The sequence below is a fragment of the Streptomyces sp. WAC 06738 genome (assembly GCF_003945505.1).
GTDB lineage: Bacteria > Actinomycetota > Actinomycetes > Streptomycetales > Streptomycetaceae > Streptomyces.
This window is the reverse complement of the sequence record NZ_CP029618.1, coordinates 309816-335423: the sequence shown is the minus strand read 5'-3', so window position 1 is coordinate 335423 and position 25608 is coordinate 309816. Positions and strand designations below refer to the sequence as shown.

General features: G+C 71.5%; 20 protein-coding genes. 15 read left to right on the top strand and 5 right to left on the bottom strand.

From position 1 onward, the window contains the following. Window positions 1-71: 71 nt before the first annotated feature. Together DMB38_RS01255 and DMB38_RS01250 are read left to right on the top strand one after the other, a co-directional pair. Window positions 72-1472 carry a sulfatase gene (locus DMB38_RS01255; RefSeq protein ID WP_240661896.1) on the top strand — a complete coding sequence of 467 codons (1401 nt, stop codon included), beginning with the start codon at window positions 72-74 and terminating at the stop codon, window positions 1470-1472. Next, the gene (locus tag DMB38_RS01250) at window positions 1469-3055 is read left to right on the top strand and encodes an alpha-amylase family glycosyl hydrolase (RefSeq protein WP_125933566.1); all 1587 of its coding nucleotides are present in this window, start codon (window positions 1469-1471) and stop codon (window positions 3053-3055) included. The genes DMB38_RS01255 and DMB38_RS01250 overlap by 4 nt, the downstream gene beginning before the upstream one ends. Window positions 3056-3260: 205 nt before the next feature. Here the strand turns inward: DMB38_RS01250 and DMB38_RS01245 are convergent, their stop codons facing one another. Beyond that, complete coding sequence (locus DMB38_RS01245; RefSeq protein ID WP_125933565.1) at window positions 3261-3920, bottom strand: TetR/AcrR family transcriptional regulator; 660 nt, start codon at window positions 3918-3920, stop codon at window positions 3261-3263. A 99-nt stretch (window positions 3921-4019) separates the two neighbouring features. Here DMB38_RS01245 and DMB38_RS01240 point away from each other — a divergent pair, with 99 nt between their 5' ends. Then, window positions 4020-4868, top strand: a complete 849-nt coding sequence (locus DMB38_RS01240) for an NmrA/HSCARG family protein (RefSeq protein WP_125933564.1) — start codon at window positions 4020-4022, stop codon at window positions 4866-4868. A gap of 271 nt (window positions 4869-5139) precedes the next feature. Further along, on the top strand, window positions 5140-6426 hold the full coding sequence (locus DMB38_RS01235; RefSeq protein ID WP_240661894.1) for an alkaline phosphatase PhoX: 1287 nt from the start codon (window positions 5140-5142) through the stop codon (window positions 6424-6426). 157 nt (window positions 6427-6583) lie between these two features. On the opposite strand, the gene DMB38_RS01230 is transcribed toward DMB38_RS01235, so the two are convergent. After that, entirely contained in the window at window positions 6584-7738 is a 1155-nt protein-coding gene (locus DMB38_RS01230; RefSeq protein WP_240662661.1) for an FAD-dependent oxidoreductase, read from the bottom strand. Between the two features lie 96 nt (window positions 7739-7834). On the opposite strand from DMB38_RS01230, the gene DMB38_RS01225 reads away from it, so the two are divergent. Continuing rightward, entirely contained in the window at window positions 7835-8761 is a 927-nt protein-coding gene (locus tag DMB38_RS01225) for a helix-turn-helix transcriptional regulator (protein ID WP_164715906.1), read from the top strand. Window positions 8762-9167: 406 nt separating this feature from the next. Here DMB38_RS01225 and DMB38_RS01220 read toward each other — a convergent pair whose 3' ends face one another. Then, the gene (locus DMB38_RS01220; RefSeq protein ID WP_125933560.1) at window positions 9168-9899 is read right to left on the bottom strand and encodes a hypothetical protein; all 732 of its coding nucleotides are present in this window, start codon (window positions 9897-9899) and stop codon (window positions 9168-9170) included. A gap of 137 nt (window positions 9900-10036) precedes the next feature. Further along, complete coding sequence (locus tag DMB38_RS01215; protein ID WP_125938739.1) at window positions 10037-11398, bottom strand: hypothetical protein; 1362 nt, start codon at window positions 11396-11398, stop codon at window positions 10037-10039. A gap of 501 nt (window positions 11399-11899) precedes the next feature. On the opposite strand from DMB38_RS01215, the gene DMB38_RS01210 reads away from it, so the two are divergent. Beyond that, the gene (locus DMB38_RS01210; RefSeq protein ID WP_240661892.1) at window positions 11900-13846 is read left to right on the top strand and encodes a serine/threonine-protein kinase; all 1947 of its coding nucleotides are present in this window, start codon (window positions 11900-11902) and stop codon (window positions 13844-13846) included. A gap of 97 nt (window positions 13847-13943) precedes the next feature. On the opposite strand, the gene DMB38_RS01205 is transcribed toward DMB38_RS01210, so the two are convergent. After that, window positions 13944-15572, bottom strand: a complete 1629-nt coding sequence (locus tag DMB38_RS01205; protein ID WP_206337611.1) for a DUF1593 domain-containing protein — start codon at window positions 15570-15572, stop codon at window positions 13944-13946. A 188-nt stretch (window positions 15573-15760) separates the two neighbouring features. On the opposite strand from DMB38_RS01205, the gene DMB38_RS01200 reads away from it, so the two are divergent. The 9 genes from DMB38_RS01200 to DMB38_RS01160 all read left to right on the top strand — a co-directional run bounded on the left by DMB38_RS01200 (window position 15761) and on the right by DMB38_RS01160 (window position 25608). Then, window positions 15761-16798 carry a sugar phosphate isomerase/epimerase family protein gene (locus DMB38_RS01200; RefSeq protein ID WP_206337610.1) on the top strand — a complete coding sequence of 346 codons (1038 nt, stop codon included), beginning with the start codon at window positions 15761-15763 and terminating at the stop codon, window positions 16796-16798. Beyond that, a complete protein-coding gene (locus DMB38_RS01195; RefSeq protein ID WP_240661890.1) occupies window positions 16795-17703 on the top strand; it encodes a transketolase in 909 nt (302 codons plus the stop codon). Before DMB38_RS01200 ends, DMB38_RS01195 begins: the two co-directional genes overlap by 4 nt. After that, on the top strand, window positions 17700-18656 hold the full coding sequence (locus DMB38_RS01190) for a transketolase C-terminal domain-containing protein (protein WP_125933559.1): 957 nt from the start codon (window positions 17700-17702) through the stop codon (window positions 18654-18656). Before DMB38_RS01195 ends, DMB38_RS01190 begins: the two co-directional genes overlap by 4 nt. Next, entirely contained in the window at window positions 18653-20131 is a 1479-nt protein-coding gene (locus DMB38_RS01185) for an FGGY family carbohydrate kinase (protein ID WP_125933558.1), read from the top strand. Before DMB38_RS01190 ends, DMB38_RS01185 begins: the two co-directional genes overlap by 4 nt. Beyond that, on the top strand, window positions 20128-20796 hold the full coding sequence (locus DMB38_RS01180) for a DUF2291 domain-containing protein (protein WP_164715904.1): 669 nt from the start codon (window positions 20128-20130) through the stop codon (window positions 20794-20796). The genes DMB38_RS01185 and DMB38_RS01180 overlap by 4 nt, the downstream gene beginning before the upstream one ends. Continuing rightward, a complete protein-coding gene (locus DMB38_RS01175) occupies window positions 20793-22361 on the top strand; it encodes a sugar ABC transporter ATP-binding protein (RefSeq protein ID WP_125933556.1) in 1569 nt (522 codons plus the stop codon). Before DMB38_RS01180 ends, DMB38_RS01175 begins: the two co-directional genes overlap by 4 nt. Next, entirely contained in the window at window positions 22354-23532 is a 1179-nt protein-coding gene (locus DMB38_RS01170; RefSeq protein ID WP_125933555.1) for an ABC transporter permease, read from the top strand. Before DMB38_RS01175 ends, DMB38_RS01170 begins: the two co-directional genes overlap by 8 nt. A gap of 20 nt (window positions 23533-23552) precedes the next feature. Next, window positions 23553-24536 carry a D-ribose ABC transporter substrate-binding protein gene (locus tag DMB38_RS01165; RefSeq protein ID WP_206337609.1) on the top strand — a complete coding sequence of 328 codons (984 nt, stop codon included), beginning with the start codon at window positions 23553-23555 and terminating at the stop codon, window positions 24534-24536. A 166-nt stretch (window positions 24537-24702) separates the two neighbouring features. Beyond that, on the top strand, window positions 24703-25608 hold the full coding sequence (locus tag DMB38_RS01160) for a sugar-binding domain-containing protein (RefSeq protein WP_240661888.1): 906 nt from the start codon (window positions 24703-24705) through the stop codon (window positions 25606-25608).

Genomic DNA, 25608 nt, shown 5'->3' with positions numbered 1-25608 from the left:
CCGCGTCCGCCCCCGCACCACGGAGGTTCGCCAGCATGACCCCGCCCCGGCGGCCGAACATCATCCTCTTCATGACAGACGACCACGCGCCGGCGGCGATCAGCGCGTACGGCAGCGTGATCAACAAGACCCCGGCGGTCGACCGCCTCGCCGCCGAGGGCACGGTCTTCGAGAACGCCTACTGCACCAACGCCATCTGCTCCCCGGCCCGCGCCACCCTGCTGACGGGCACCTACAGCCACGTCAACGGCATGACCTCGCTGGAGAGCCCCACCCACGGATTCGACGCGGCCCAGCCGTCGTTCCCGCGGATGCTCCAGGACGCCGGCTACCAGACGGCCATCGTCGGCAAGTGGCACCTGGGCCACGGTGCGGGCCACGACCCGCAGGGCTTCGACTACTGGGAGATCCTGCCCGAGCACGGTGTCTACCACGACCCCGAGTTCCTCACTGCGGAGGGCCGCAGGACCTACCCCGGCTACGTCACCGACATCATCACCGACCTCGCCCTGAACTGGCTGGACAAGCGGGACCCGGACAAGCCGTTCTGCCTGCTCGTCCAGCACAAGGCGCCCCACCGGGCGTTCGAGCCCGCAGAGCGGCACGCCCACCTGTACGAGCACGAGGACGTCCCCGCGCCCCCCACGCTCCACGACGACCTGGCCGGCCGTGCCCCCGCGGCCCGCGAGGCCAGGATGAGCATGGAGGACCTCACCGCCGAGGACCTCAAGGGCGTGCCGGTGCCGCCGGGCATGTCGCCGCGCGAAGAGCGCGAGTGGCGCTACCAGCGCTACATCAAGGACTACCTGCGGGTCATCGCGGCCCTCGACGAGAACGTCGGCCGCGTCCTGCACTACCTCGACGTCAGCGGCCTGGACGGCTCCACCGCCGTCGCCTACACCTCCGACCACGGCTTCTTCCTCGGTGAACACGGCTGGTTCGACAAGCGCTTCATGTACGAGGAGGGCATACGCATCCCGCTCGTGGTCCGCTGGCCGGGCCGTACGGCGGCGGGATCGCGCAGGCGGGAGCTGGTGGCGAACGTCGACTTCGCCCCCACCCTGCTGGACCTGGCCGGCGTGGCCCCGCACCCGCGGATGCAGGGCGAGTCACTGGTGCCGCTGCTGCGGGGCGAGGAACCCGAGCGCCGGCGGGACGCCGTCTACTACCGCTACTACATGCATCTGGACGACTGCCACAACGTCCAGGCCAGTTACGGCATCCGCACGGCGACGCACAAGCTGATCCACTACCCCGGCCACGGCTCCGGCGCCGCCGGCGCAAAGGACGCCCCGCGCCCCGCGGCCTGGGAACTCTTCGACGTCACCACGGACCCCCACGAGCTGCACAACCTCTACGACGATCCGCGCTGCGCCGATGTCGTACGCGACCTCACCGGCCGGCTCGCGGCCCTGCAACGCGACGTCGGCGACACCCCGGACGGGCACCTGCCCGAAGGAGCGGCCGCATGACCTCCTCCCCGCCGGCCTGGCTGGCCGACGCCGTCCTGTACCAGATCTACCCCCAGAGCTTCGCCGACTCCGACGGCGACGGCATCGGCGATTTCGCCGGCATCGAGCAGAAGCTGGACCACCTGGCGTGGCTGGGCATCAACACCGTCTGGATCAACCCGTGCTTCACCTCGCCGTTCCACGACGCCGGCTACGACGTGGCCGACTTCCTCACCGTCGCACCCCGCTACGGCACCAACGACGACCTGGCCGCACTCGTCGGCAGCGCCCGCCGGCGCGGCATCCGGGTGCTGCTCGACCTGGTCGCGGGCCACACCTCCGACCAGCACCCCTGGTTCACCGCCTCCGCCGGCGACCCCGGCGACCACCGCTACATCTGGGCCCCGGAGGACCTGCGCCCGCCGGGCTTCCAGCCGTCACCCGGCAGCCGCCCCGGCTGGTACAAGCCGAACTTCTTCCCCAGCCAGCCGGCCCTCAACTTCGGCTACGCACGCCCCCACCCCGCCGAACCGTGGCGCCTTCCGGTCGACGCCGAGGGCCCGCGCGCCAACCGGCAGGCACTGCGCGACATCATGGACCACTGGCTGGCCCTGGGCCTGGCCGGATTCCGCGTCGACATGGCCGCCTCCCTGGTCAAAGACGACCCCGGGCACGCCGAGACGGCGAAGCTCTGGACCGAACTGCGCGGCTGGCTGGACGGCGCGCACCCGCGGGCCGTGCTGCTCTCCGAGTGGGGCGATCCCGGGACCGCGGTCCCGGCCGGCTTCCACGGCGACTTCTTCCTGCAGTTCGGCGGAGACGACGACGGCCTGCCGCTGCGCTCGCTCTGGAACAACGACGCCGGCACGGTCAACGAGGAATGGGCCCCGGCCAGGCCCTACTTCGACGCCGAGGGCACCGGCACCCCCCGGACCTTCCTCACCGCCTGGCGGGCGGCGACCGACGCGATCGGCGATGCCGGCTTCGCCGTCCTGCCCTCGTCCAACCACGACTTCTCCCGGCTGGCCTGCGGCCCGCGTACGGCGGAGCAGTTGCCGGCCGCGTTCGTGTTCCAGCTCACCTGGCCCACCCTGCCGGCGATCCACTACGGCGACGAGATCGGCATGCGCTATCTCCCCGGACTGCCCGACCACGAGGGCAGCGTCCTGGGCCCGCGCTACAACCGGGCCGGTTCACGCACCCCGATGCAGTGGGACGGCAGCGCGAACGCCGGCTTCTCCACCGCCCCCGCCGACCGGCTGTACCTCCCGCTCGACCCGGACCCCGGCCGTCCCACCGTGGCCGCGCAGCGGGCCGACGAGAAGTCCCTGATGCACCTGGTGCGGCGCCTGATCGCCCTGCGCAAGGCCGCCCCGGAACTGGGCGCCTCCGGCGGGGTGGAGGTGCTGTACGCCGGGTATCCGCTGGTCTACGTCCGCGGCGGTCGCTATGTGGTCGTGGTCAACCCGGGCCGGACACCCGCCACAGCCACGCTTCCGGCGGGAGTCCGCTGCACCGCACTGGAGGCATCCGGCGTCACCCTCTCCGACGCCGGGGAGATCGCGGCGGCGGGCTTCGGCTACGGGGTGTTCAGGGTGAACTAGTCGCAGACGCCGGTCTCCGCCCGCCTGCTCCGGGCCCGGCGGTACGTCGGTGCAGGCGGCAACAGCCCGTCACACCGATTCGGCTCCCTGGCCGACCGTGATCCGGCGCACCGTCAGTCCTGGCGGGAGGCGCCGCGTGGCGAAGAGCCCGCCTCACCCGGTCCGCCTTCAGCGGTCGTGCCCCATCCGCCCGCTGATGCTCCAGTCACGTCCGCCAACGCGCGGTCAGCAGCCGCTCTCCGGGAGGAGCGCCGGGCAGATCGTCCCGCGGCTCGGCCGCCAGGCCGCCCAACGCCAGTGCGATCATGCGGCGTCGGGCGGCCTGTGCCTGCGCGGTCAGCTCGGCATCGCCCAGTTCCTGGACCTGCTCGACCAGCGGTGAGCGCCCCAACTGCTCGATCAGCAGCAGGATGTCGGTGGCCGTCACGTCCCCGCGCAGCCCTCCGCTCTGGTGCGCGCGATCCACCAGCGCCTCGAACGCCCGGTCCGCCGCGGCCGCCTGATCGGCCTGCGCCGGCGGCAGCGCGGCCAGCCTGCCCAGCGGGGCGAGCGTGCCCTGTCCGTACTCGGCGCTGTCGGTGATCAGCTCGGCCAGGCCCTGCCACGGGTCGTCATGGGCGGCGGCCCGCTCCACACCGGCGGCCCACTGCTCGTTGGCCAGTACCAGCAGCCGCTGGTACAGCTCGTGCTTGCTCCGGTAGCGCCGGTAGAGCGTTCCCATGCCCACCCCGGCGGCCTCGGCGATGGCGTTGACCGAGGCGCGGGCACCGTCCCGGGCGAAGACCCGGCGCGCCGCTTCCAGCAGCGCGGCATCGTTGCGTGCGACCTCCGCCTGCCGGGACTGCTGTTGTTTCGAGACTCCCATGCCCGCCATCGTAGAACCTTGCGGAGCAATGTGCTCCGCAGTACCGTGACCCACCTGCGGAGCAAATCGCTCCGCAGGGTTGAGATGCAGGGGGACCCCATGGAGGACAGCAAGACCGTGCTCGTCACCGGCGCGACCGGAAAGCAGGGCGGTGGCACGGCGCGCGCCCTGCTGGCCGGCGGCTGGCGGGTGCGGGCCCTGGTGCGCGATCCCGCCACCGAGGCGGCCCGCGCCCTGGCCGGGGCCGGCGCCGAGTTGGCCGCCGGCGACCTCGACGACGCCGACTCGCTCCAGCGGGCCGCCGAGGGCGCCTACGGGGTGTTCAGCGTGCAGCCCCTGGCCGTCACCGACGCCGAACTCGATGTCGAGGTCAGGCGGGGTACAGCGGTGGCGGATGCCGCCGAGGCGGCCGGAGTACGGCACTTCGTGTACAGCTCGGTCGACGGTGCCGAACGCGCCACCGGCATCGACCACTTCGAGTCCAAGGCCCGCATCGAAGCTCATCTTGACGGCACCTCGCTGCCGACCACGATCCTGCGCCCGGTGTTCTTCATGGACAACCTGCTGTGGTACGCCGACGCCGTCGACGAGCGGGTGCTGAGCCTGCCCGTCGTCCCCGACCGCCCGATGCAGATGATCGCCGCCTCGGACATCGGCAGGATCGCCGCCGCCGTCTTCGACCGGCCGCAGATCCACCTCGGTGCCCGCCTGGCGATCGCCGGAGACGCCCTCAGCTTCGAACAGGTCGCCCGGATCTATCAGCACGCCACCGGAGTGCCGACCCGGCTGGACCCCCAGCCGCGCGAGGAGCGGATGTACCAGTGGTTCGCCGAGAGCGGCTACCAGGCCGACCTCGACGCCCTGCGCGCCGACTTCCCCTGGCTCCAGCGCTTCGACGCCTTCCTGCGCGCCGCAACCGCGCCGCACGTACCCCGCCGAGCGTCCTGACCGGTGCGTGCTGAGTCGCGGGCCCGGATGAGCAGGCCGGTGTCCGCGACCGCGGCGGCGTGGCTCCGGCGGATGCCGCCCGGTCGCCGGCAGAGGTTCTTCCAACGATCACTTTCTCTTGGGAATCGAAGCAACGGTTCGTTCCTAGGCTGACCGGCGGCCCCCCGCCCCCGGTCCGTTGCATCGAGAGGACTTCCCCATGACAGGCACGCCCGCAGAAAGGCCCACGGGTTCCGGTTTCGAACGACGCACGCTCCTGCGCGGAGCGGCGGTGGCCGCCGCCGCTTCCGTCCCCTTCCAGGCCCTCGCCGCGCGCACCGCGGCGGCCGCACCGGTCAAGTTCGAGTTCGACGCCGGATACGGTCCGTTGAGCCCGGTGAAGGACCAGGCGACCGGCCTGGAACTGCTGGAGCTGCCGCGCGGGTTCGAGTACATCTCCTTCGGCTGGACCAACGACGTCATGGACGACGGCGTGCGCACCCCGAGCGCGCACGACGGCATGGCGGCCTTCCGCTACGGCGACAAGGTGCATCTCGTCCGCAACCACGAGCGCGGTGCCGGGCCCGCCTTCACCGCTCCGGCCTACAACCCCGAGGCCGGCGGCGGGACCACCACCCTGGTCTTCGATCCGGACGCCGGCCAGTGGCTGGAGTCCTACGGCAGCCTGGGCGGCACCATCCGCAACTGCGCCGGCGGGCCCACCCCGTGGAAGACCTGGCTGTCCTGCGAGGAGACCTTCTCCACGACGGCCGGCAAGCGCCACGGCTACATCTTCGAGGTGGCCTCGGAGGGCAAGGGCAATCCCGAGCCGTACAAGGCCATGGGCCGGTTCAACCACGAGGCGATCGCCGTCGACCCGGCGACCGGCTACGTGTACGAGACGGAGGACCGCGGCGACGCATCCCTGTACCGTTTCGTCCCGGCCGTGCGTGGCGATCTGTCCAAGGGCGGCCGGCTGGAGGCTCTGCGCCTCGGCAGCACGTCGTACGACACCCGCCTCGACGGGGAGAAGGAGTACGGGACCGTCTCCTGGGTCCCCGTTGAGGACGTCGACCCGGCGGCGGACACGGTGCGACTCCAGGCGCAGGCGAACGGCGCGGCCGTGTTCAGCCGCCTGGAGGGTGCCTGGTACGGCAACGACCGCATCTACGTGATCACGACCGACGGCGGTCCCGCCCGCCAGGGTCAGGTCTTCGAACTCGACCCGGCCACCGACGAGTTCCGGGTCCTCTTCGCCTCGCCCGGCGCCGAGGTCCTCAACGCACCGGACAACATGTGCGTCAGCCCGCGCGGCGGCCTGGTGCTCTGCGAGGACGGCGGCGGCACCGAATACGTCCACGGTCTCACCACGGACGGCGAGATCTTCCGCTTCGCCGCCAACAACGTGGACCTGCGGGGCGGCACCGCGGGCAAGAACGTCGCCGCCGACGACCACCGGGGCTCGGAGTGGGCAGGTTCGGTGTTCGAACCGAAGAACGGCAACTGGCTGTTCGTGAACATCCAGACTCCGGGCATCACGTTCGCGATCACCGGACCCTGGCGCCAGGGCGCCCTCTGAGCGGCCGGGCCTGACACCGCAGACGCGACGAGGCCGCCGTACCCCCAGCCGGGCATGACTGGAGGGGGAGTGGCGGCGGCCTTGCCGCGTTCCCGCAACGCCGGGAGTCCCGACGCCGAATACGCCGAGCCTGACCCCCGTCTCCCTCGCTCCGGCCCTAGCGGATGCCGTGTTCCGGGTAGGGGCGGTCGTCGAGGATCCGCTGGTGGCCCATGCGGTGCAGGTCGACGGTGCGGTAGTCGCCGGTGAGGATGAGCTCGGCCAGTCCGCGGCCGACGCCGAGGGCGTGCATGAAGCCGTGGCCGGAGAAGCCGGTGGCGACATAGAAGTTGTCGAGGCGGCCGGGCCAGTTGCCGAGAATCATGTTGCCGTCGAACCGGTTCTGGTCGTACAGGCCCGTCCAGGTGCGCTGCTCCGTCAGCACGCCGAGGTGGCGCAGCCGGTGGGTCAGGGCGGGCGCGACGCTGCGGGCGTAGTACGAGGAATCGGCGGCGAAGTCCTCGCCGCCCGGGTGGTCGAAGTCGACCAGCCCCACCGAAAGGCCGGACAAGTGAGGGTGGACGGCCAAGCCGTCGATGTCCTTGACGAAGGGCAGATGGTTGAGGTCCGCAGAGGTCTCGACGTAGTGCTCATGCCGGCGCATGGGCTCGATCGGCAGCCGCATGTGCAACCGCGCCGCCAACTCCGGTGCCCGGATGCCGGCGGCGTTCACGACCGCGTCGGCAGCCAGGACGCGGCCCGAGGCCAGGGTGACGAAGCGGACGGCGGTGCCGGTGAGAACGAAGTCCACCACGCGGTCGGTGACGAAGTCCGCACCCAGACCGGCAGCCTTGGCGCGGACGGCGGCGAAGAACGCCTTCGGGTCGAGCCACCCGTCCCGCACCGAGAGCACCGCTCCGGCCAGGTCGGCGACGTGCACCTGCGGATAGCGCTCGGCAAGTCGCCCGGGCTCAAGCCACTCGGCGTCGACGCCGTGGCGCTGCTGGGTTTCGAGATTGGCGGCGAGATCGCGTACGTCGCGCGCGCCGGCGACGAAGAGATAGCCGTTGGGACGCCAGTTCAGATGCGATGCCGGGTGGCCGGCCCACTGCTGCCATCCCTCGATCACCTCCAGGGTGTACTGGGACAAGGCGATGTTCTCCGGCCGGGTGAAGAGCTGCCGTACGCCGCCGGTGCCCCGGCCGGTCGCTGCCCGCGCGTAGGTGGGGTCGGGCTCGACGATCACCACCTCCAGTCCCGGGCTCGCTTCCAGCAGGTGCACCGCGGTCGCGCAGCCCACCACCCCACCGCCCGCGATCACGACATTCGGCATGGTCACCAACCACTTTCCCTCGGTGCTGCTCATCCCTGTCGCGACCAGGCTCGGTGACCGGAGATCCCCCGACCAGCCAGTGCTTATCTTGGGACGGTGACTCCCAGGCAGATCGGCCGTACGAGCGGCGGCGAGGACGCGACCCCGGCTCCGGAGACCGCGCCCTCGTCCGAGGTACGGAGCCGCCACGAGCTCGCCGCATTTCTGCGCGCCCGGCGGGCCCGGCTCACCCCGGAACAGGTGGGCCTGCCGGCCCGGCGCCGCAGCCGCACACCCGGCCTGCGGCGCGAGGATGTCGCCGAGCGGGCCGGAATCAGCACGGCGTGGTACACCTACCTGGAGCAGGGGCGGGAGATCCAGCCCTCCCGAGAGGCGGTCGAGCGCATCGCGCGGGCGCTGTGCCTGTCCGGTCCCGACCATGCCTATCTGCTGACCCTGACCGGCCACACCCCGCCGTCTCCCGGCGCCGACCACGGCCTGGACCCCCGGCTGCTGCAGTCGCTGGTCGACCACGTCACCGCCCCCGCCTACGTCACCGACGCCCTCACCCGCGTGCTCGCCTGGAACCCGCCGGCCCGCGAGATCTTCGGCGACTACGCGGCCTGGCCGACAGAACGGCGCAACCTGCTGCGGCTGCTGTTCACCGAGCCCCGCTTCGCCTCCAGGCTCGTCGCCCGCGACGAGTACGCCACCCGCGTCGTGCACACCTTCCGCGACCGCTCCGACGCACATCTGAAGGACCCGGCGGCCATCGCGCTGATCGAGGAGCTCAGCAGGCAGAGCAACCGGTTCCGCCAGGCATGGGAGAGCACGGACGTCAGGCGCGCCGGCACCGACACCCTGGTCGCCCACCACCCCGACGGGCGGCTCACCTTCACCATGATCATGCTTCAGGACCTGGGGCCGGCAGGACTCCGCATCAACGCCTACCTCCCCGCCGACCCGGCCACCACCCGCGCCATGGAGACCGCCGGGAAGCCCCCGCAGATCGGGCGTGCGGGCGCGGCCGGCGGCCTTGAGTGACCCGGCGGCCTTGAGTGACGGAGCCCGGGAGCATGTCCAGCTCCCGGGCTCCAGCTTGCCACCCATTTGCGCACACCGGCGGCGTTGAAGAGCCGCGGGTCATGTTGAGATCGACGTGTTCTGCCTTTGAACTACAGCGCCACGAGAGAGGCGCCGGAGGGACTTGAACCCCCATCCGTCGATGTTCGCCCACGCTCGGTCGATCCGGTGTTCGGCGGCGAATGCTGAGACTGGAGCGAGAATCTGAGCTTCACGGGGCCGCCTCTGCCAGGCTTGGGCCACCCCCGCACGTGGTGCGGGGAGAGGGATTCGAACCCCCAACTGACACCCCTCATCAGCTTCGACATCAGTTTCAGCTTGCGCTCATTGCGCACCCTCCGCTCGCGACGGAGGGCGTATGTGAGGGCTACCCGAAGAGGTAGCCGAATACCGCGTCGCCGACCCGCTGGTCGGTGACCTCGGTGTTGTTCGCCTCCTCCCGCGCGAACTTGACGGCCTGCTGGAGCTTCTCGACGCGGTCGAGGAGCTCGTTGACCCGCCGGGCGGGCAGCGCGCCGGAGAACTTCACCGTGGTCCAGTAGCCGACCGGGACGTCCTCGTAGTACACCTCGACCTGAGCCGGGTGCTTCTCCGTGGCCTCGGCCTTCACGTGGTTGCGCGGAACCTTCTTCGTGCGGATGGTCCGCACCGGGTCCGTCTTCCACGAGTCCGTCGAGGGGTCCAGGGTCCACGACTCGGAGGCGTCGAGCACCGGCAGCTTGCGCACGAAGGTGTGCAGGTCGGTGAGTTGCTTCTCCAGGAACAACAGGTACGGGACCGGTACCTGGGGCAGCAGCACCGTACCGTCGACCACCACGTCCGCGGCCGCGGACCGGTTCGCCCAGTCCTTCGTCGCGGTCACGTCGAAGAGCCGCGTCAGCGTCCCGGCGGTCGCCCGCAGCGCGTCCTCGGCCTTGATCTGCACCCGCGTGGACTCGGGCGGCAGTTGCTCGCCCTCCTCGTCCTTGGGCTGGTAGGTCCGGGAGATGCCGGCGAGCAGGGCGGGCTTCTGCACGTCCTGGTGAACCCGGGTGAGCTCTTGGAGGGCCTTGGACTTGACGCCCTTTTCGACAGCGATGATCTGATTCAGCTTCGGCACACGGCGAACCTAACAGCCCCGCGCCGCACGCACATCCGATTAGACGCCGGCCCCTCCGCCGGGGACCTGTGCGGCGCCTGGAACTCGTCGCCGTTGCCGCCGATGGCCCGCAGCTCGCCGGCCGGATCGAACCTCTGTCAGGTCTGGACGGCCGGGCCGACGTACGCGTAGACGTGCCGGTGGACGTGGATCCGCCGCCAGTCGCGGGCGAAGGACGGCGGCGATGTCCTGCGGGTCGTCAGCACCGCCACCGGGATCCGGCCCGCCTCACGAGCCAGCGCCGCCGCAGTGGTGTTGCCGTTGTGGCCGTCGGTGTCGGCCGACGAGCAGGCGGCGGCGAAGGCGATGGGGATGTGCGGTGCGATCGCCTCGTCACCGGTGAGGACGCACGGCGGCCGGACTCCCGCGGTGTGCAGTGCGGCGGCGGTCCTGGCCCAGACGCGGTGGCCTTCGGTGGCGCGACCGACGAGCTGGTGGAGCACGGACAACTGCACCACCAGATGCCCGGCGAGGATGACAGCGGCCAGCGTCACCGCAGGCACCCGCCAGGCACCGCTTGGGGCGGCCCGTACCAGGGAGACGAGGCCCTGGGCGACCGGAATCGCCAGCAGAGCGTACGCCGGCAGCAGGAACCGGGGAGCGGCGTAGCCGATCAGGAACAGGTACGGGAACGCGGCCGCCGCCGCGCAGCCCAGCGGCAACGCGGTGGCCCCGACGGCGCGTCGGGCCCGGACCGCCGCCACGAGCCCGACCGCGGCCAGCACGGAAAAGACGAGCCACCAGGCGAACACCACCGGATTCGGCATCTCACCCGTGCACGGCCGGCAAAGAGTGCGACCGTTCTGACTGCGCATCTGGTCGTCGACGGCGACGTTCCAGCTCAGCCCGCCCTGGATGAGCGAGGCGTCGTGGAGCCGCCGGGCCAGGCCGCCGTAACCGGTGTACGCCTCGATCACCCATTCGGCCGCACCGGCCGCGAGCCCCGCGGCGAGGGCGAGCAACAGCCTGCGGTACCGCCATCGGCGGACGACGGCAACTGCCATGAGCAGCGGCAGGCCCACCCACACCGCGTCCATCGGCCTCATCAACGCCATCAGCGCCGCGGCCGCCGCGAGCCCCCACACCGGAGCGCTCCGGGTCCGGTCCGCCTGGGCGCGCAGGAAACAGCCGACACCGGCCAGCGCCCCGATCGCCACCCAGTAGTTGGGCATCGCCTGCGGGCCGTAGTAGAGCGTCACCCACAGCGAGGCGAACAGGGCACCGCCCAGTGCGAGCACCTTCGCGGGGAGCAGACCGCGCCAGGCGCGCAGGGCCAGCCAGAGCCCGATGCCGGAGAGGACGGCGAGGTAGACCCGCAGCAGCGGAGTCGACGACGACCAGGCCGCGATCGGCGCCACCAGCAATGAGACGCCGCGAGCGCGCGGAGCGCTGAAGAACGCCGCCGGGGCGTGCCCGCTGACCTGGCTGACGTACACCGACTCGTCCCAGCCGAGCCCCATCCCCGGGCGTACGAGGGCAAGCTGTGCCAGCGTGAACGTCACCGCGACCGTCGCCGGGAGGAGCCTGCTGCTCAGCGCCGGTCCTCGGGGGACCAGAATCGCGCGGATAGCGCTCGGCGTCACGGCGGTCATCCAGGGATCCCCTACAGGATGCGGTGTCAGTGGCGGGTTGCGGGCGAACAAATATGGACAAATTGGTGCAATCTGCTCAGGAGTGTAGCGCGGAGGTGGCCGGGGTCCTGCTCAGCGACGGGATGATCCTGCGGGTGTCGGCGGGGTCGGCCGGGCGATGGCGGACTCGGCGGACCGCTCTTGAAACGCGGCACCGTGTGGCCGGCGAAGCTGCCATCCGGTCAGCCGTCCGCTCACTTCCGGCCAGACTGCGGCCACCGAAAAGGGCGGCTGTTGAAAGCGCTGGTAACTCTGCGCACAGTCTTCCTTACGCAGTAGCTTCGATCCGGCGCGTGGCGCTGGTCGGGGTCCAGGTCGAGCGAGGGGGAGATGGTGCGTTCCGGAGAGGAATTCGCCGACCGCTACGTCCTCAGGGAGGTCATCGGCGCGGGGCGCGGCGGCGATGTGTGGCTGGCGCACGACACCGTGGTGGGCCAGGACGTGGCGCTGAAGCCGGAGCGGACGGACGGCGAGGGCGAGACAGCGGTGCGCCGGCTGTTGGGCGAGCCCCGGGCCATGGCCAAGTTCCGCGACCATCCTCACGTCGTGACCCTGTACGACGTCGTCACCGTGGCGCCGGAGGGCGACGGGGGAGACGCGGAGACGTACTGGTTCGTCATGGAGTATGTGCCCGGCGGCGGCCTGGACCGGCACCCACTGGTCTCCCCCGAAGAGGCGGCCCGTATCGGGGCCCAACTCGCCGACGCGCTGGTCGCCCTCCATGAGGAGGGCATCGTTCACTGCGACGTCAAGCCCGCGAACATCGGCCTCACGCGGCGCGGTGACGCGAAGTTGCTGGACTTCGGGGCGGCCTACCGGGTCGGCGGCAGCGAGACCATCACGTTCAACGGCCCCTTCAGCTACACACCGGACTACGCGGCTCCCGAACTGGCCCGAGGCAGTGTCCCGCGGCCGGTGTCGGACGTGTTCTGCCTGGCGGCCACCCTCTACGCCCTCATCACCGGTACGCCGCCGCGTGGCAGCGAGCCGGGGGAGAGGGAGAGCACCGGCCGCCTGGAGGACGCGGGCACCTGGGAGAACACCCGGAGTCTGAGGCACTTACAGGCCGAGCAGGGCTTCGTCGAGCTGGACCCCGACGCCGTGGGGCCGCTGTACCCCGCGCTCGCCGCCATGCTCCGACGCAACCCCCGGCAGCGCCCCGATGCCACGGAGGCCAGGCAACTGCTGGAGGAGGTCGCCGCGGCCGGCCCTCGACCCTCGAAGGATACGGCTACCGCACTCGGGGACGCGGCCGCCTTCGACACCCTCACCAAGCGCCGACGCCGGCCACTGCTCGCAGCCGCCCTCGGTGTCGGTGCTGTGATGGCTCTGGCACTCGTCTTCGTCCTCGGGGGCGACGGCGAGGACGGAAAGCCCGCGTCCGGGGACGGCCGGCGCGGGCAACAGGGGGCGCGCGCCCTGATCGGCAGCCCGCATACGGCGGACGTGTGTGCCCTCGCCGACACCTCCGTTCTCGATCAGTTCGCCGGCGAGGACGTCCGCAAGGATGTGGACTACGGGAACTTCGACCGCTGCGACGTGCTGGTGGGCGTCGATGACGAGACCCGGATCGACGTGTCGATCCGCCTCCTGCAGAGCTCGCCGCCCCAGGGGGCCGAACCCATCCGCACGATCGGGAGGATCGACATCGTCGAAGACGAGGCGGAGAACGATGAGTGCAGCCGGCTGCTCACCACCGGTGGCAGCACCGGGGAAACGGTGGTCCAGGTCCGCGTCAACATGGGAGAAGGCTCAGTGAACGGCGGCAACGCGACCCTGTGTACGGTCGCCGAAAGAGCCGCTGCGAGCGCGGCCGAGATCCTCGACGCCGGTCCGATTCCCCGCCGTGCATCGGCCTACCCGCAAACCTCGCTGGTCTGGGGGAATGCCTGCGAACTCCTCGACGCCACCGCGCTGTCCGTGGTTCCCGGCCTCAGGGCCGACGTGCCGGACGCCGCAATCGCGAACTGGGGCTGCGAGTGGTCCAGCACCGTCGACGACCTCGATGCAGAAGTGAGCTTCTTCCGGGACCAGCCCGGCTCCGCTCAGGACGGCACAGTGCTCACACTCAGTGGATATCGCACGGTCGTCAAAACGAACGACGAAGGCGACACCTGCAGCGCGCTCGTCGAGCACCACAGGTACAAGGGCCAGGACGCCGTGACCGCCGCCGAGATGGTGCGCCTCGACGTCCACGGTGAGCGTCCCACCGAGGAGCTCTGTGGGATGGCGAAGGACCTCGCGGCATCCGCCGCCGCCCGCCTCCGTGCACTATGACGCAGGAGAGCCCGCGATACAGCAGAGAGACACCGGACGCCGAGCGTCCCGGCCGGTAGCGGTAGCGGTCCGCGGATGGATCACCGGGACGCCGGGCTCACCTGACGGTGATGATCACGCGCTGGTACGACGTCAGCGCCGGTGATCCGTCGTCGGTGACCTCTGCAATGGCGTGGATCGTCTGCCCGCGCCTGGCGTCACCGGGCACCTCCAGCGTCGCTCGTGCGGAGTCCGGCCGGGAGACGTCCACCGCCCCGGGGAAGGTCCCGGCTTCCCGGTACTGCCACCACCGGTACGTCAGCGCGTCACCGTCCGGGTCCGTCGCGCGTGCGTTGAGGTCCACGGTCTGACCAGGCCGGGCGGTCACATCCAGACGCCCCACCGACACCTCGGGGTGGTGGTTGGCGTCGCCGAACTCAGGTGTGACCGTCCACTGCATCCTGGCGGCGAAGTCCTGCTGGGCGTCGCCGAACCACCGCTGGGCGGCGTAGTCGGAGGGCGTGTCGCCGTTCGGGGCGCGGTCGGCGACGGTGGAACCGTTCCATTCCGACGGATCGTCGGGGTTCTGTGCGAGGCGGCCTCCCCACCCGCCGTAGGCGGGGTTTTCGTGGCTGCGGAGACCGTTGTCGACGAGGGTGAGGAAGGTGGAGGTGTCGCCTTCGGAGATCCACGAGTCCTTCTCCTGCGGCGGTGTCCAGACGACGTACCCCTTCGCGCGCAGTTCCTCCGTCGTCAGGCCGGAGAAGCCGAAGTGGTCGAAGACGTCCCCCTCGACCATCTGCTTTCCGTCGCCCCAGACCCGGTACGACTCGCCGAACGGCCCCACGCTGGATACGTGTCGCCGCGTCCAGTCGGCGGAGAGGTACGCGGCGTGCTCGGGCAGCGCGACGTCACGGGCGCCGTAGCCCCAGGTACTCGTCGCCGCCTGGCGCAGCTCGACATCGGGCCAGCTGACGGAGACGTAGTCGCGGTAGCTGTTGTCCTGGGTCCCGAAGGAGACGATGACGGCCTTCTCGCTGACCTTGCGGTGGATCGCCGGCCAGCGCGGCGTCCCCTGGTATTCGAGCTGGATCGACTTGAGAGCGCGGGCGATGGTGCTGGGGCCGCCCCAGGCCATGAGGTAGACCGGCCCGCCCTCGTCGTCGAGCAGCACTTCCTTGATCCGGTCCGAGCCGGGGGAGTCCCCGGAGACCGAGATGTCGCTGTCGAACTGGACGTTTCCGACCCGGATCTTGGAGCGGAGGTCGTCCGGCGACGGATAGCCGGGGTCGTGAACCTTGAGATTGTCGTACACCTTCGCGTAGCGCTCGACGGCGTCGTCGATGAACCGCTCGTCCTCGGCCCACCGCCACGAGGTACACGGGCACAGCCCGCTGAGACCGAAGCGGTCGTACTCCCTGCCGGGCTGCCACCACCGCGTGCCGTCGCCGTCGCCCTTCCAGTGGAACTGGCTGCTGGCGTAGATGAGGGCTTCGGTGTCGAAGTCGGCGCTGCGGAGCAGATAGCGGACGAGGGAGTTCGCGTCGTCCAGCTCCGGATCCGTGGTGACGATGGTCCGCGGCCGGTCGTCGCCGCCGGACCCGGGGTGTTCCCTCGCGGCACCGGACGGGCCGGCCGGTGCCGCGGACGCCGATGTCGCGGTCGGCTGCACCGTGCCGAGCGTCACGGCGGCGACCAGGGCTGCCGCCGTCGCCACGACGGTGCGGCGCATGCTCCCAGATGTCATCGCGCTTCCCTCTCTCCTCACCGGACGAGCAGCCGCATATACATTCATGGCTGACTCAAAATGCCACGGCGCATTCTCAGAGGGTTCCGAGGCCCTGTCAACGGGTCGGGCGAAAGGCCGACCCTCACGGACTCTTCGGCGGCGCACGGGTCTTGACGTGGCGGTGGCGGGTTCGTAGCTTGATCGGCATGTCGAGTCAGCAGCGCATAGATATGCAACCGACGGCAGGAGACGAACCCGTCTACGGTGCCGGCGTCTGGCACTTCGCCACCTACGTCGACCGCTACGCCACGGACGGGTACGGTGAGCCGCGCACCATCCTCGACGCCATCAGGCTCGCGGGTGCCGTCGGTGACCTGTCGGTCCTCGATCTCAACTGGCCTTTCCCGCCCGGGGACATCGGCACCGCCGAGGTGAAGAAGGCGCTCGCCGAGCAGCGGCTGCGGGCCATCGCCGTGACCCCGGAGATGTACACCGGCGCGTTCGCCAAGGGCGGCTTCACCAACCCCGACCCGGCCGTCCGCCGGCAGGCGATCGACCTCGTCGCCGGCGCCGCGGAGGTCGGCCGCGAGCTGGGAGTGGACTACGTCAAGCTCTGGCCCGGCCAGGACGGTTACGACTACCCCTTCCAGGCCGACTACACCGACCTGTGGGGCAAGACCGTGGGCGCGCTGCGTGAACTCGCGCACGCCTTCCCCGACCTGAAGTTCGCGATCGAGTACAAGCCGCGCGAGCCGCGCAACCGCATGGTGCTGTCCTCCGTCGCCCGCACCCTCCTTGCCGTCCAGGAGACGGGCGCGGACAACGTCGGCGTCCTGCTGGACTTCGGCCACTCGCTGTACGGGGGCGAGACGCCGGCCGAGGCCGCCCGGATGGCGATCGCCCACGACCGGCTCTTCGCCATCGACGTCAACGACAACTTCCGGGGCTGGGACGACGACATGGTCGTCGGCTCCGTGCACCTGCTGGAGACGTTCGAGTTCTTCTTCGCCCTGCACGACGCCGGCTGGCAGGGGGTGTGGCAACTGGATCAGTTCCCGTTCCGTGAGGACCCCGTCGAGGCCGCGCGGACCGGCATCCGCACCATGCGCGCCTTCCACCGGGCGCTGGGCTATCTCGACCGCGCCGAACTCGCCGCCGCGCAGGCCGCGCAGGACGCGCTGACCGCCCAGCGCCTCGCGAAGCGGGCACTGTTCCGTGCGCTCGCGGAAAGCGAGGCCGCGTGACCGCCACCGCGGAGGTGCCCGCCCCCCTGCGGCCCGACGAGGCCGCGGCCGAGGCGTACCGCACGCGCGGTGCGCGGCTGCGCGCCGCGTCGCCCGCCGAGGCCGCCGGGGAACTCGCGGAGATCTCCACGGCCGTCCGGCGGGACATCCTCACCACGATCCAGACGGCGGGCATGGGACACGTCGGCGGTGACCTTTCGGTGACGGACCTACTGGTCACGGCCCTGTGGGGAACGCTGCGGACGTATCCGGCCGACCCCGGCCACCCGCGGCGCGACCGCTTCGTCCTGAGCAAGGGGCACTGCGCCGCGGCGCTGTACTCGGTGCTGGGCTCCTGCGGCTTCTTCCCCCGGGCCCGGCTGGCCGAGTTCATGGCGCCGCTCTCCCCGCTCAACGGGCATCCCGCCCGGCTCAAGGTGCCCGGCGTGGAGACCAACACCGGCCCCCTGGGCCACGGCCTGCCCGTCGCCACCGGCTGCGCCCTCGGGGCGCGGCTGCGCGGCGAGAGCTGGCGCACCCTCGTCGTGCTCGGCGACGGGGAGATGCAGGAGGGCAGCAACTGGGAGGCGGTCATGACCGCTTCCCACTACGGGCTCGCCGGCCTGACCGCGGTCGTGGACCGCAACCGGCTGCAGCAGGGCGACCGTACGGAGGACACCAAGTCGCTGGAGCCCCTGGACGCGAAGTGGGCAAGCTTCGGGTGGGAGGTGAGGGTGATCGACGGCCACGACCACGAGGCGATCAAGGAGGCGTACGGGCCCTCGACGACCGGCCGTCCGGTCGCGGTGATCGCCAACACCGTCAAGGGCAAGGGCGTTTCGTTCATGGAGGACCGCGTCGAGTGGCACCACAAGGTGCCCACCGACGAACAGGTCCGTCTCGCGCTGGAGGAACTGGACCGATGACCCCCGTCGCCGCCGAGGCCCCGACGTTCGACTGCCGCGCGGACTTCGCCGCCGAACTGGCCGCGCTGGCACGCGCCGACGAACGCATCGTGGCCGTGTGCAACGACTCCGTCGGCTCCAGCAACCTCGTCGGGTTCCGGGCGGAGTTCCCCGACCGGCTGATCAACGTCGGGATCGCGGAGCAGGATCTGGTCGGCGTCTCGGCCGGCCTCGCGAACGCCGGGTTCATCCCCTTCGCGTCGGCCGCGGCGCCCTTCCTCACCGGCCGCGCCCTGGAGCAGATCAAGGCCGACATCGCGTACACCCACCAGCACGTCGTGCTCTGCGGCCAGAGCCCCGGCATGGCGTACGGCGCGCTCGGCCCCACCCACCACGCCGTCGAGGACATCTCCTGGATGCGCGCCGTGCCCGGCATGGAGATCATCGTGCCCGCGGATCCCGAGCAGACCCGCAGGGCGGTGCGCTGGGCCGCGCGCTCGGGCCGGCCCACGTACATCCGCGTACCACGGTTCAAGGTGCCCGCGATCACCCCCGGGGACGCGCCGTTCGAACCCGGCCGGGCCGTACGGCTCGCCGAAGGTGACGACGTCACCTTGATCGCCATCGGGACGATGGTCTCGCGCGCCCTGGAGGCCGCCGCGCTCCTCGCCCGCGAGGGCATCTCGGCGCGCGTCCTGAACACCCCGTTCGTCGAGCCGCTCGACACGGCCGCCGTGCAGGCCGCCGCCCGTGAGACCGGGTGCCTGGTCACCGCCGAGGAGGGGCTGCTCTCCGGCGGCCTGGGCGCGGCCGTCGCCCGGGTCGTCGCCGAGCACCATCCCGTGCCGGTACGGATGGTGGGGGTACCCGCCTTCGCCCCGACCGGGAGCACCTCCTTCCTCCTCGATCACTTCGGGCTGAACGCCGACGGCATCGCCACCGCCGCGCGCGCGGCACTCGGGCGGGTCCCGTGAACACCCGCGGACCCCACCTGCTCGCCGTCGATCAGGGCACCAGCGCCACCAAGGCGCTGCTGCTGGACGCCGCGGGCGACGTCGTCGCCCGGGCCGCCACGCACCTGTCCCAGTCCCACCCCGGCCCCGGCCTGGTGGAACAGGACGCGACGGCACTCCTGGACAGCGTGCGGAGCGCGGTCGCGGACTGCCTGAAGGACGCCGGCGCCGCTGCCGTGGCCGGCGTGGCGTTCAGCACCCAGCGCGAGTCCGTCGCGCTGTGGGACGCCGCCACCGGCCGGCCGGTCGCGCCCCTGGTGAGCTGGCAGGACCGGCGCGGCACCGGCCGCATGGCCCGGCTCGCGGCGGCCGGGGCGGACGAGGAGATCCGGCGCAGGACCGGTCTCCCGCTCGACCCGATGTTCTCCGCGCTGAAGATGGCCGCCCTCCTGGACGAGCACGACCCGGCCCGGGCCCGCAGCCGTACCGGCGCTCTGCGCCTCGGCACCGTGGAGGCGTTCCTCCTCCACGCGCTCACCGGGGACCTCGTCACCGAAGCCGGCAACGCCTCGCGAACCCAGCTCCTCGACCTCGCCACCGGGGACTGGGACGACGAACTGCTCGACCTCTTCGACGTACCCCGCGCGGCGCTCGGCCGGGTCGTCGCCTCGACCGGGCCTTTCGGCGGACTGCGCGGGCTCGATCCGCTGCCCGACGGCACCCCCGTCCTCGCGGTGATGGGCGATTCGCACGCGGCGCTGTTCGCCCACGCCGGCTGGCGCCCCGGGATCGTCAAGGTCACGTACGGCACCGGCTCGTCCGTCATGACGGTCACCGACTCCTCCCGCCCGGCGGACCGGGTCTGTACCACCATCGCGTGGTCGACCGACCGCACGGTCTACGCCCACGAGGCCAACATCCGCTCCACCGGGCGCACGGTCACCTGGCTGGCACAGGTGCTCGGCACCTCGCCGGACGAGCTGATCGAGGCGGCATCCTGCGCGGACGCGGGCGACGTGACGCTGGTGCCGGCCTTCGGCGGCGTCGGGGCGCCCTGGTGGGACGCCGACGCCGTGCCGGTGCTCGCGGGCTTCGACCTGGGCACGGGCAGCGGCCAACTGGCGCGTGCCGCCCTGGAGTCCGTCGCCCACCAGGTGGGGGACGTGCTCGCGGCGCTGCCCGGCCTGCGGCAGGTCGGCGCGGACGGCGGCATGAGCCGCAGCGACGCGCTGATGCAACTGCAGGCCGACATCGCGGACATCGACGTGATCAGGACCGGCCACCACGAACTCTCCGCCGCCGGAGCCGCTCACCTGGCCGGCCTCTCCCTCGGCATGTGGACGACCGGCGAGCTTGAGCAACGCGCCGGCAGCGGGACGCGGACCTTCCGGCCCGCCTGGGACGACGCCAGGCGCCGCGGCGCGGTCGCGAAATGGCGTCGGCGCCTCACGGCGGCCCGCAGCCTCGGCGGCAGGGACGAGCAGGAGGCATCATGAACACACCAGCCCCGGAAGGCCCCGGGCGGGGTGCGGCCGGCCGCCGGCAGACACTCGGCCGCGGCTCCCTCATCGCCGCCGCGCTGCTCGCGATCGCGATCGCGGCGACGACCACGTACCGCTCGGAGAGCGAGGCCGGAGCCGGCGGAAAGCCCGGGTTCGACCCGGCGGCCTACGCCGCCAGGACGTACGGACCGAAGGTCGTGCCCGCCATCCGGAAGAACGCGGTGGACATCACCACGCTGCACGAGGCGATGGCCGACGGCATGGAAGCGGCCGGCAAGCGCCACGGCCACCGGGCGGGCACCGGCCCGTACAGCTACGCCGTCACCCTCACCGGCACGGCGGGACCGGCCCGCGGCGGGCTGATGGAGGTGACCGTGCCCGGCCTGGCCGACGCGCGCGTCTCCGTCCAGGTGGGCCCCGCGCTCAACGGCACGGCGCTGCGGGACGCCGTCGGCTTCATCGAATTCGGCCAGTTCGTCAACCAGGTCGACTACGCCGACGCGGCGACCGCGCTGAACGCCGAGGTGAAGGCCACGGTGCTGAAGAAGTTCGACGCCGCGGCGGCCGAGGGCGAGCAGGTCGAGGTCACGGGCGCCATGACGCCGCTCACCGCCGACGTGCTGACCGTCACGCCGATCTCCATCGAGAGCACGTCATGACCGCGGCCGCGCAACAGCCCGCCGCGGCGCAGGCTCCGCCGGTCCTGCGCGCTGCCGACGTCACCAAGGTGTACGGCGGCACGCCCGTGCTCAAGGGAGTCTCGCTCGACATCCGGGCGGGACGCACCACCGCGCTCTTCGGCGAGAACGGCGCGGGCAAGTCGACCCTCGTGAAGATCCTCAGCGGCGTCGAGCCGGCCAGCACAGGACACGTCGAACTCGACGGCCGGACCGTGGCGTTCGCCGGCGCGCGGGAGGCCGCGGACCACGGCGTCTCCATCATCCACCAGGAACTCAGCCTCTGCCCCAACCTGAGCATCCAGGACAACCTCTTCCTCGGCCGCGAACCCACCCGGGCCGGCGGTGCCCTGCTCGACTCCGCCGCCCAGCGCACGCTGGCCCGCGAGGTGCTGGGCAGGCTCGACGGCGGCTTCGACCCCGGGCTGCCGGTCGGCGAGCTGCGCCTGGGACAGCAGCAGTTGGTCGAGATCGCCCGGGCGCTGCTCCAGGACGCCCGTGTGCTGATCATGGACGAGCCGACCTCCGCGCTCAGCGCGCCCGAGGTGGAGGTCCTCTTCCGGGTGATACGCGAACTCAAGGCGTCGGGCGTCGCCATCGTCTACATCTCGCACCACCTGGAGGAAGCCCTCGGCATCGCCGACGACGTGGCCGTCCTGCGCGACGGCAGCATGGTCGCCACCGCCCCCGCGCGCGACGTCGACCTGGGCTGGATCGTGCGCACGATGGTGGGCCGCGACCAGAACGACCTCTTCCCCGCCCGCGAGCCCACCCTCGGCCCGCCCGCGCTGGAGATCGACGGCCTCTCCGTCGCCGACCCCGCCACCCCCGGCCGCCTCGCCGTCGACGGCGTGTCCACGACCGTACGCGCGGGCGAGACGGTCGGCGTCTACGGGCTCATGGGCAGCGGGCGCACCGAACTGCTGGAGTGCCTGGCCGGCCGGCTGCCCGCCGCCTCGGGAGACGTCCGCCTGTACGGGAAGCCCCTGGTGGCCGGGGTCCGCAAGCGCATCCGCGCCGGCGTGGTGCTCGTACCGGAGGACCGCCAGCGCGACGGCCTGGTGCAGTCCATGACAGTCGGCCAGAACCTGTCGCTGGCCTCGGTGACCAGGTTCGTACGACGCATCCTCCTCCAGCGCCGCGCCGAGCAGGACGCCGTCGCCTCGATGATCACCGACGTCACCGTCAAGACGCCCGGCGCCGACGCCCCCGTCGGCGCACTCAGCGGCGGCAACCAGCAGAAAGTCGTCATCGGCAAGGCGCTGATGACCGGCCCCCGCGTCCTGCTGCTCGACGAGCCGTCGCGCGGCGTGGACGTCGGCGCCAAGGCCGATGTCTTCGCGCTGATGGCAGAGCAGGCGGCGCGCGGCCTGGCCGTGGTCTTCACCACCTCGGAGCCCGAGGAGGCGCTGCACATTCCCGACCGCCTGCTCGTCCTGGCCCGCGGCCGGCTGATCGCCGAACTGCGCGCCGGCGAGATCACCCGCGACCGCCTGATGAGCCTGGCCGACGGAGCCGGGTCGACCGAAGAGGGACGAGATGAGTGACACCCTGGCCGAGGGCACCACGGACCACGAGGTCGTCCTGCGGCAGCGCCGCGCGGCGGCCGCGCAGGCCCGGCGGCTCAAGACCCTCGACTCGATCTTCGAGCTGCGCGCCTTCATCGCGCTCGGCGTCCTCATCGTCGTCTTCAGCCTGCTGTCCGACTCCTTCCTCACGGTCGACAACGTCATCACCATGACCAAGCACGTCGCCATCAACGCGATACTCGCCCTGGGCATGCTGCTGGTCATCCTGAAGGGCGGCATCGACCTCTCGGTCGGATCGACCGTGGGCCTCTCCGGAGTCGTCGCCGGTGAGCTGCTCCAGGGTCTGCACCTGGGCTTCGTGGACGCCGTCGCCTACCCGCAGGTCTGGGCCGTCATCGTGCTGTGCATCGCCGTGGGGGCGCTGGTGGGTGCCGTCAACGGCTTCCTCATCACCCGCTTGAACGTGGCACCGTTCATCGCCACCCTCGGCATGCTGTACATGGCCCGCGCCACCGCCATGCTCATCTCCGACGGCAGCACGTACCCGGACCTCGCCGGCGACCCCGGCACGTACAACACCGGATTCGACTGGCTCGGCCAGGGCCGTCCCCTCGGCCTCCCGGTCGCCGTCTGGATCATGATCGTGCTCGCCGGCCTCGTCACCCTGCTGCTGCGCAAGACACCCTTCGGTCGCTGGCTCTACGCCACCGGCGGCAACGAGCGTGCCACCCAGCTCAGCGGCGCCCCCGTCAAGCGGGTGAAGCTGACCGTGTACGTGATCTCCGGCGCCTGCGCCGCGATGGCCGGGCTCATCATCGCCTCGGAACTCACCTCGGCCGCGCCCCAGGCCGGCGAGACCTTCGAGTTGAACGCCATCGCCGCGGTGGTCATCGGCGGCGCGGCGCTCTCCGGTGGCCGGGGCAACGTACGCGGAACGCTGGTCGGCGCGTTCGTCATCGGCTTCCTCGCGGACGGTCTGGTCATCCTCGGTGTCTCGACGTTCTGGCAGATGCTCATCAAGGGCGCCGTCATCGTCGTCGCCGTCGTCCTCGACCAGAGCCAGCAGCGCTTCCAGCGCCACCGTGCCGCCGCGTCCGCCATCGCCGTCGCGGGCGCCGACGAGGCGGCCTCCTCCGACCCGCCGGCCCGGCCGGCGAAGCCCCCGTCCGACGGCCCGGCACCCCACTGACCGCAATCGAGGAGACCAGCATGTCCCACCGCAACCGCCGCCTCACCGCCACGGGAGCCGCCGCTCTCGCCGGCACCCTGCTGATGCTCACCGCGTGCGGTGATTCCGACGAGGGGTCCGGGTCCGATTCCGGTTCCTCGGGCAGCAACCTGATCACCATCATCACCCCTCCGTCGGACAACCCCTTCTTCAAGGCCGAGGCCGATGCGGCGAAGAAGGAGGCCGAGAAGCTCGGTTACGACACGTCGGTCGCCTCGCACGACGACGACCCCAACAAGCAGAGCGAACTCATCGACGGCGCCATCGCCCGGGATTCCGCGGCGATCATTCTCGACAACGCCGGCGCCGACGCGTCGATCGGCCCGGTCCGCAAGGCCACCGAGGCCGGCATCCCCGTCTTCCTCATCGACCGCGAGATCAACGAGACCGGAATCGCGAAGGCGCAGATCGTCTCCAACAACGCCCAGGGAGCCCAGCTCGCGGGCCAGGAGTTCGTCGGGGCGATGGAAGGGAAGGGCGACTACGTCGAACTCACCGGCAAGGAGTCCGACACCAACGCCGGTGTGCGTTCCAAGGGATTCGCCGATGTGATTTCGCAGTACCCCGATATGAAGCGCGTGGCCCGGCAGACGGCGAACTGGGACCAGCAGGAGGCGTTCAGCAAGATGGAGACGATTCTCCAGCGCCACCCGGATATCGACGGGGTCATCGCCGGCAACGACACCATGGCCCTCGGCGCGGTGGCCGCGCTGAAGGCGGCCAAGCAGTCCGATGTCGTCGTAGTCGGCTTCGACGGAAGTCCGGACGCCATCGCCCAGATCAAGGCCGGGCACATGCGGGCGACCGTACTGCAGCCGGCCGCACTCGGAGCCGAACAGGCGGTGCGGCAGGCGGACGAGTTCATCGAGACCGGCAAGACGGGACAGCCCGAGAAGCAGGCCATCGACTGCGAACTCGTCACCAAGGAGAACGCCGGCGAATTCGGCCTCTTCGCCAGGCGCTGACGGTGCGCCGGCGCGTACGGACGCGACGGTAGTCTGCCCGCGTCGGCAGGTGCGGCCCGAGGACGGGACCGCACGCCCGGATTCGAGAAGAGAGGGAGGTACGGTGGCGGCGGCGTTGTCCACTCCGAGCCCCGACCATATGAGGCTCCTGGTCAAGGTGGCCCGCATGTACCACGAGCGCGGGGTGCGGCAACCCGAGATCGCCGCCCGGCTCCACATGTCCCAGCCGCGGGTTTCCCGCCTGCTCAGGGAAGCCGTCCAGCGCGGCGTGGTGCGGACCGTCGTCGTCTCGCCCGAAGGCGTGCACGCGGAGCTCGAGGACGCCCTCGTCGAACGCTACGGACTGCGCGACGCCGTCGTCGTGGAGGTGGAGGGCGCCGTGGCCGAGGTGACCCCCGCGCTGGCCGCCGCCACCGCCACGTACCTCGACGCCACCCTCGTGTCGGGCGACGTCATCGGCGTGTCGTCCTGGAGCGCGACCCTCCTGGAGTCGGTCAACGTCATGCGCGCCAAGACGTCGTCCACGGCCCGGGAGGTCGTGCAGATCATCGGCGGCGCCGGGAGCCCGGAGGTGCAACTGCACGCGACCAGGCTCACCAGCCGCCTCGCGGAACTGACGGGAGCACGACCCGTGTTCGCCCCCTCGGCCGCCCTGGTGGGCAGCCGTGAACTGCGCGACCTGCTCGGGCGCGAGCCGGCCATGGCCGAGGCCATGCGGGCGTGGTCCCGGCTCACGGTGGCCCTCCTCGGCATCGGCACCCTCGATCCCTCACCGCTGCTGCGCCGCTCCGGCAACGCCATCACCGCGGACGACCGGCGGCAGCTCAAGGAACTGGGAGCCGTCGGCGACGTCTGCGCCCGGTACTTCGACGACGCCGGACAGCTCGTCGACGCGCCGTTCAGCGACCGCATCATCGGTATCGCCCCGGACCGGCTCCGTGCCGTCGAACGGCGCGTCGGGGTCGCCGGCGGCCTGGACAAGGAGACGGCGATCCGCGGCGCGATCCGCGGCGGCTGGATCAACACCCTCATCACCGACGTGGAGGTCGCGCGGAACCTGCTGCGGGACTGA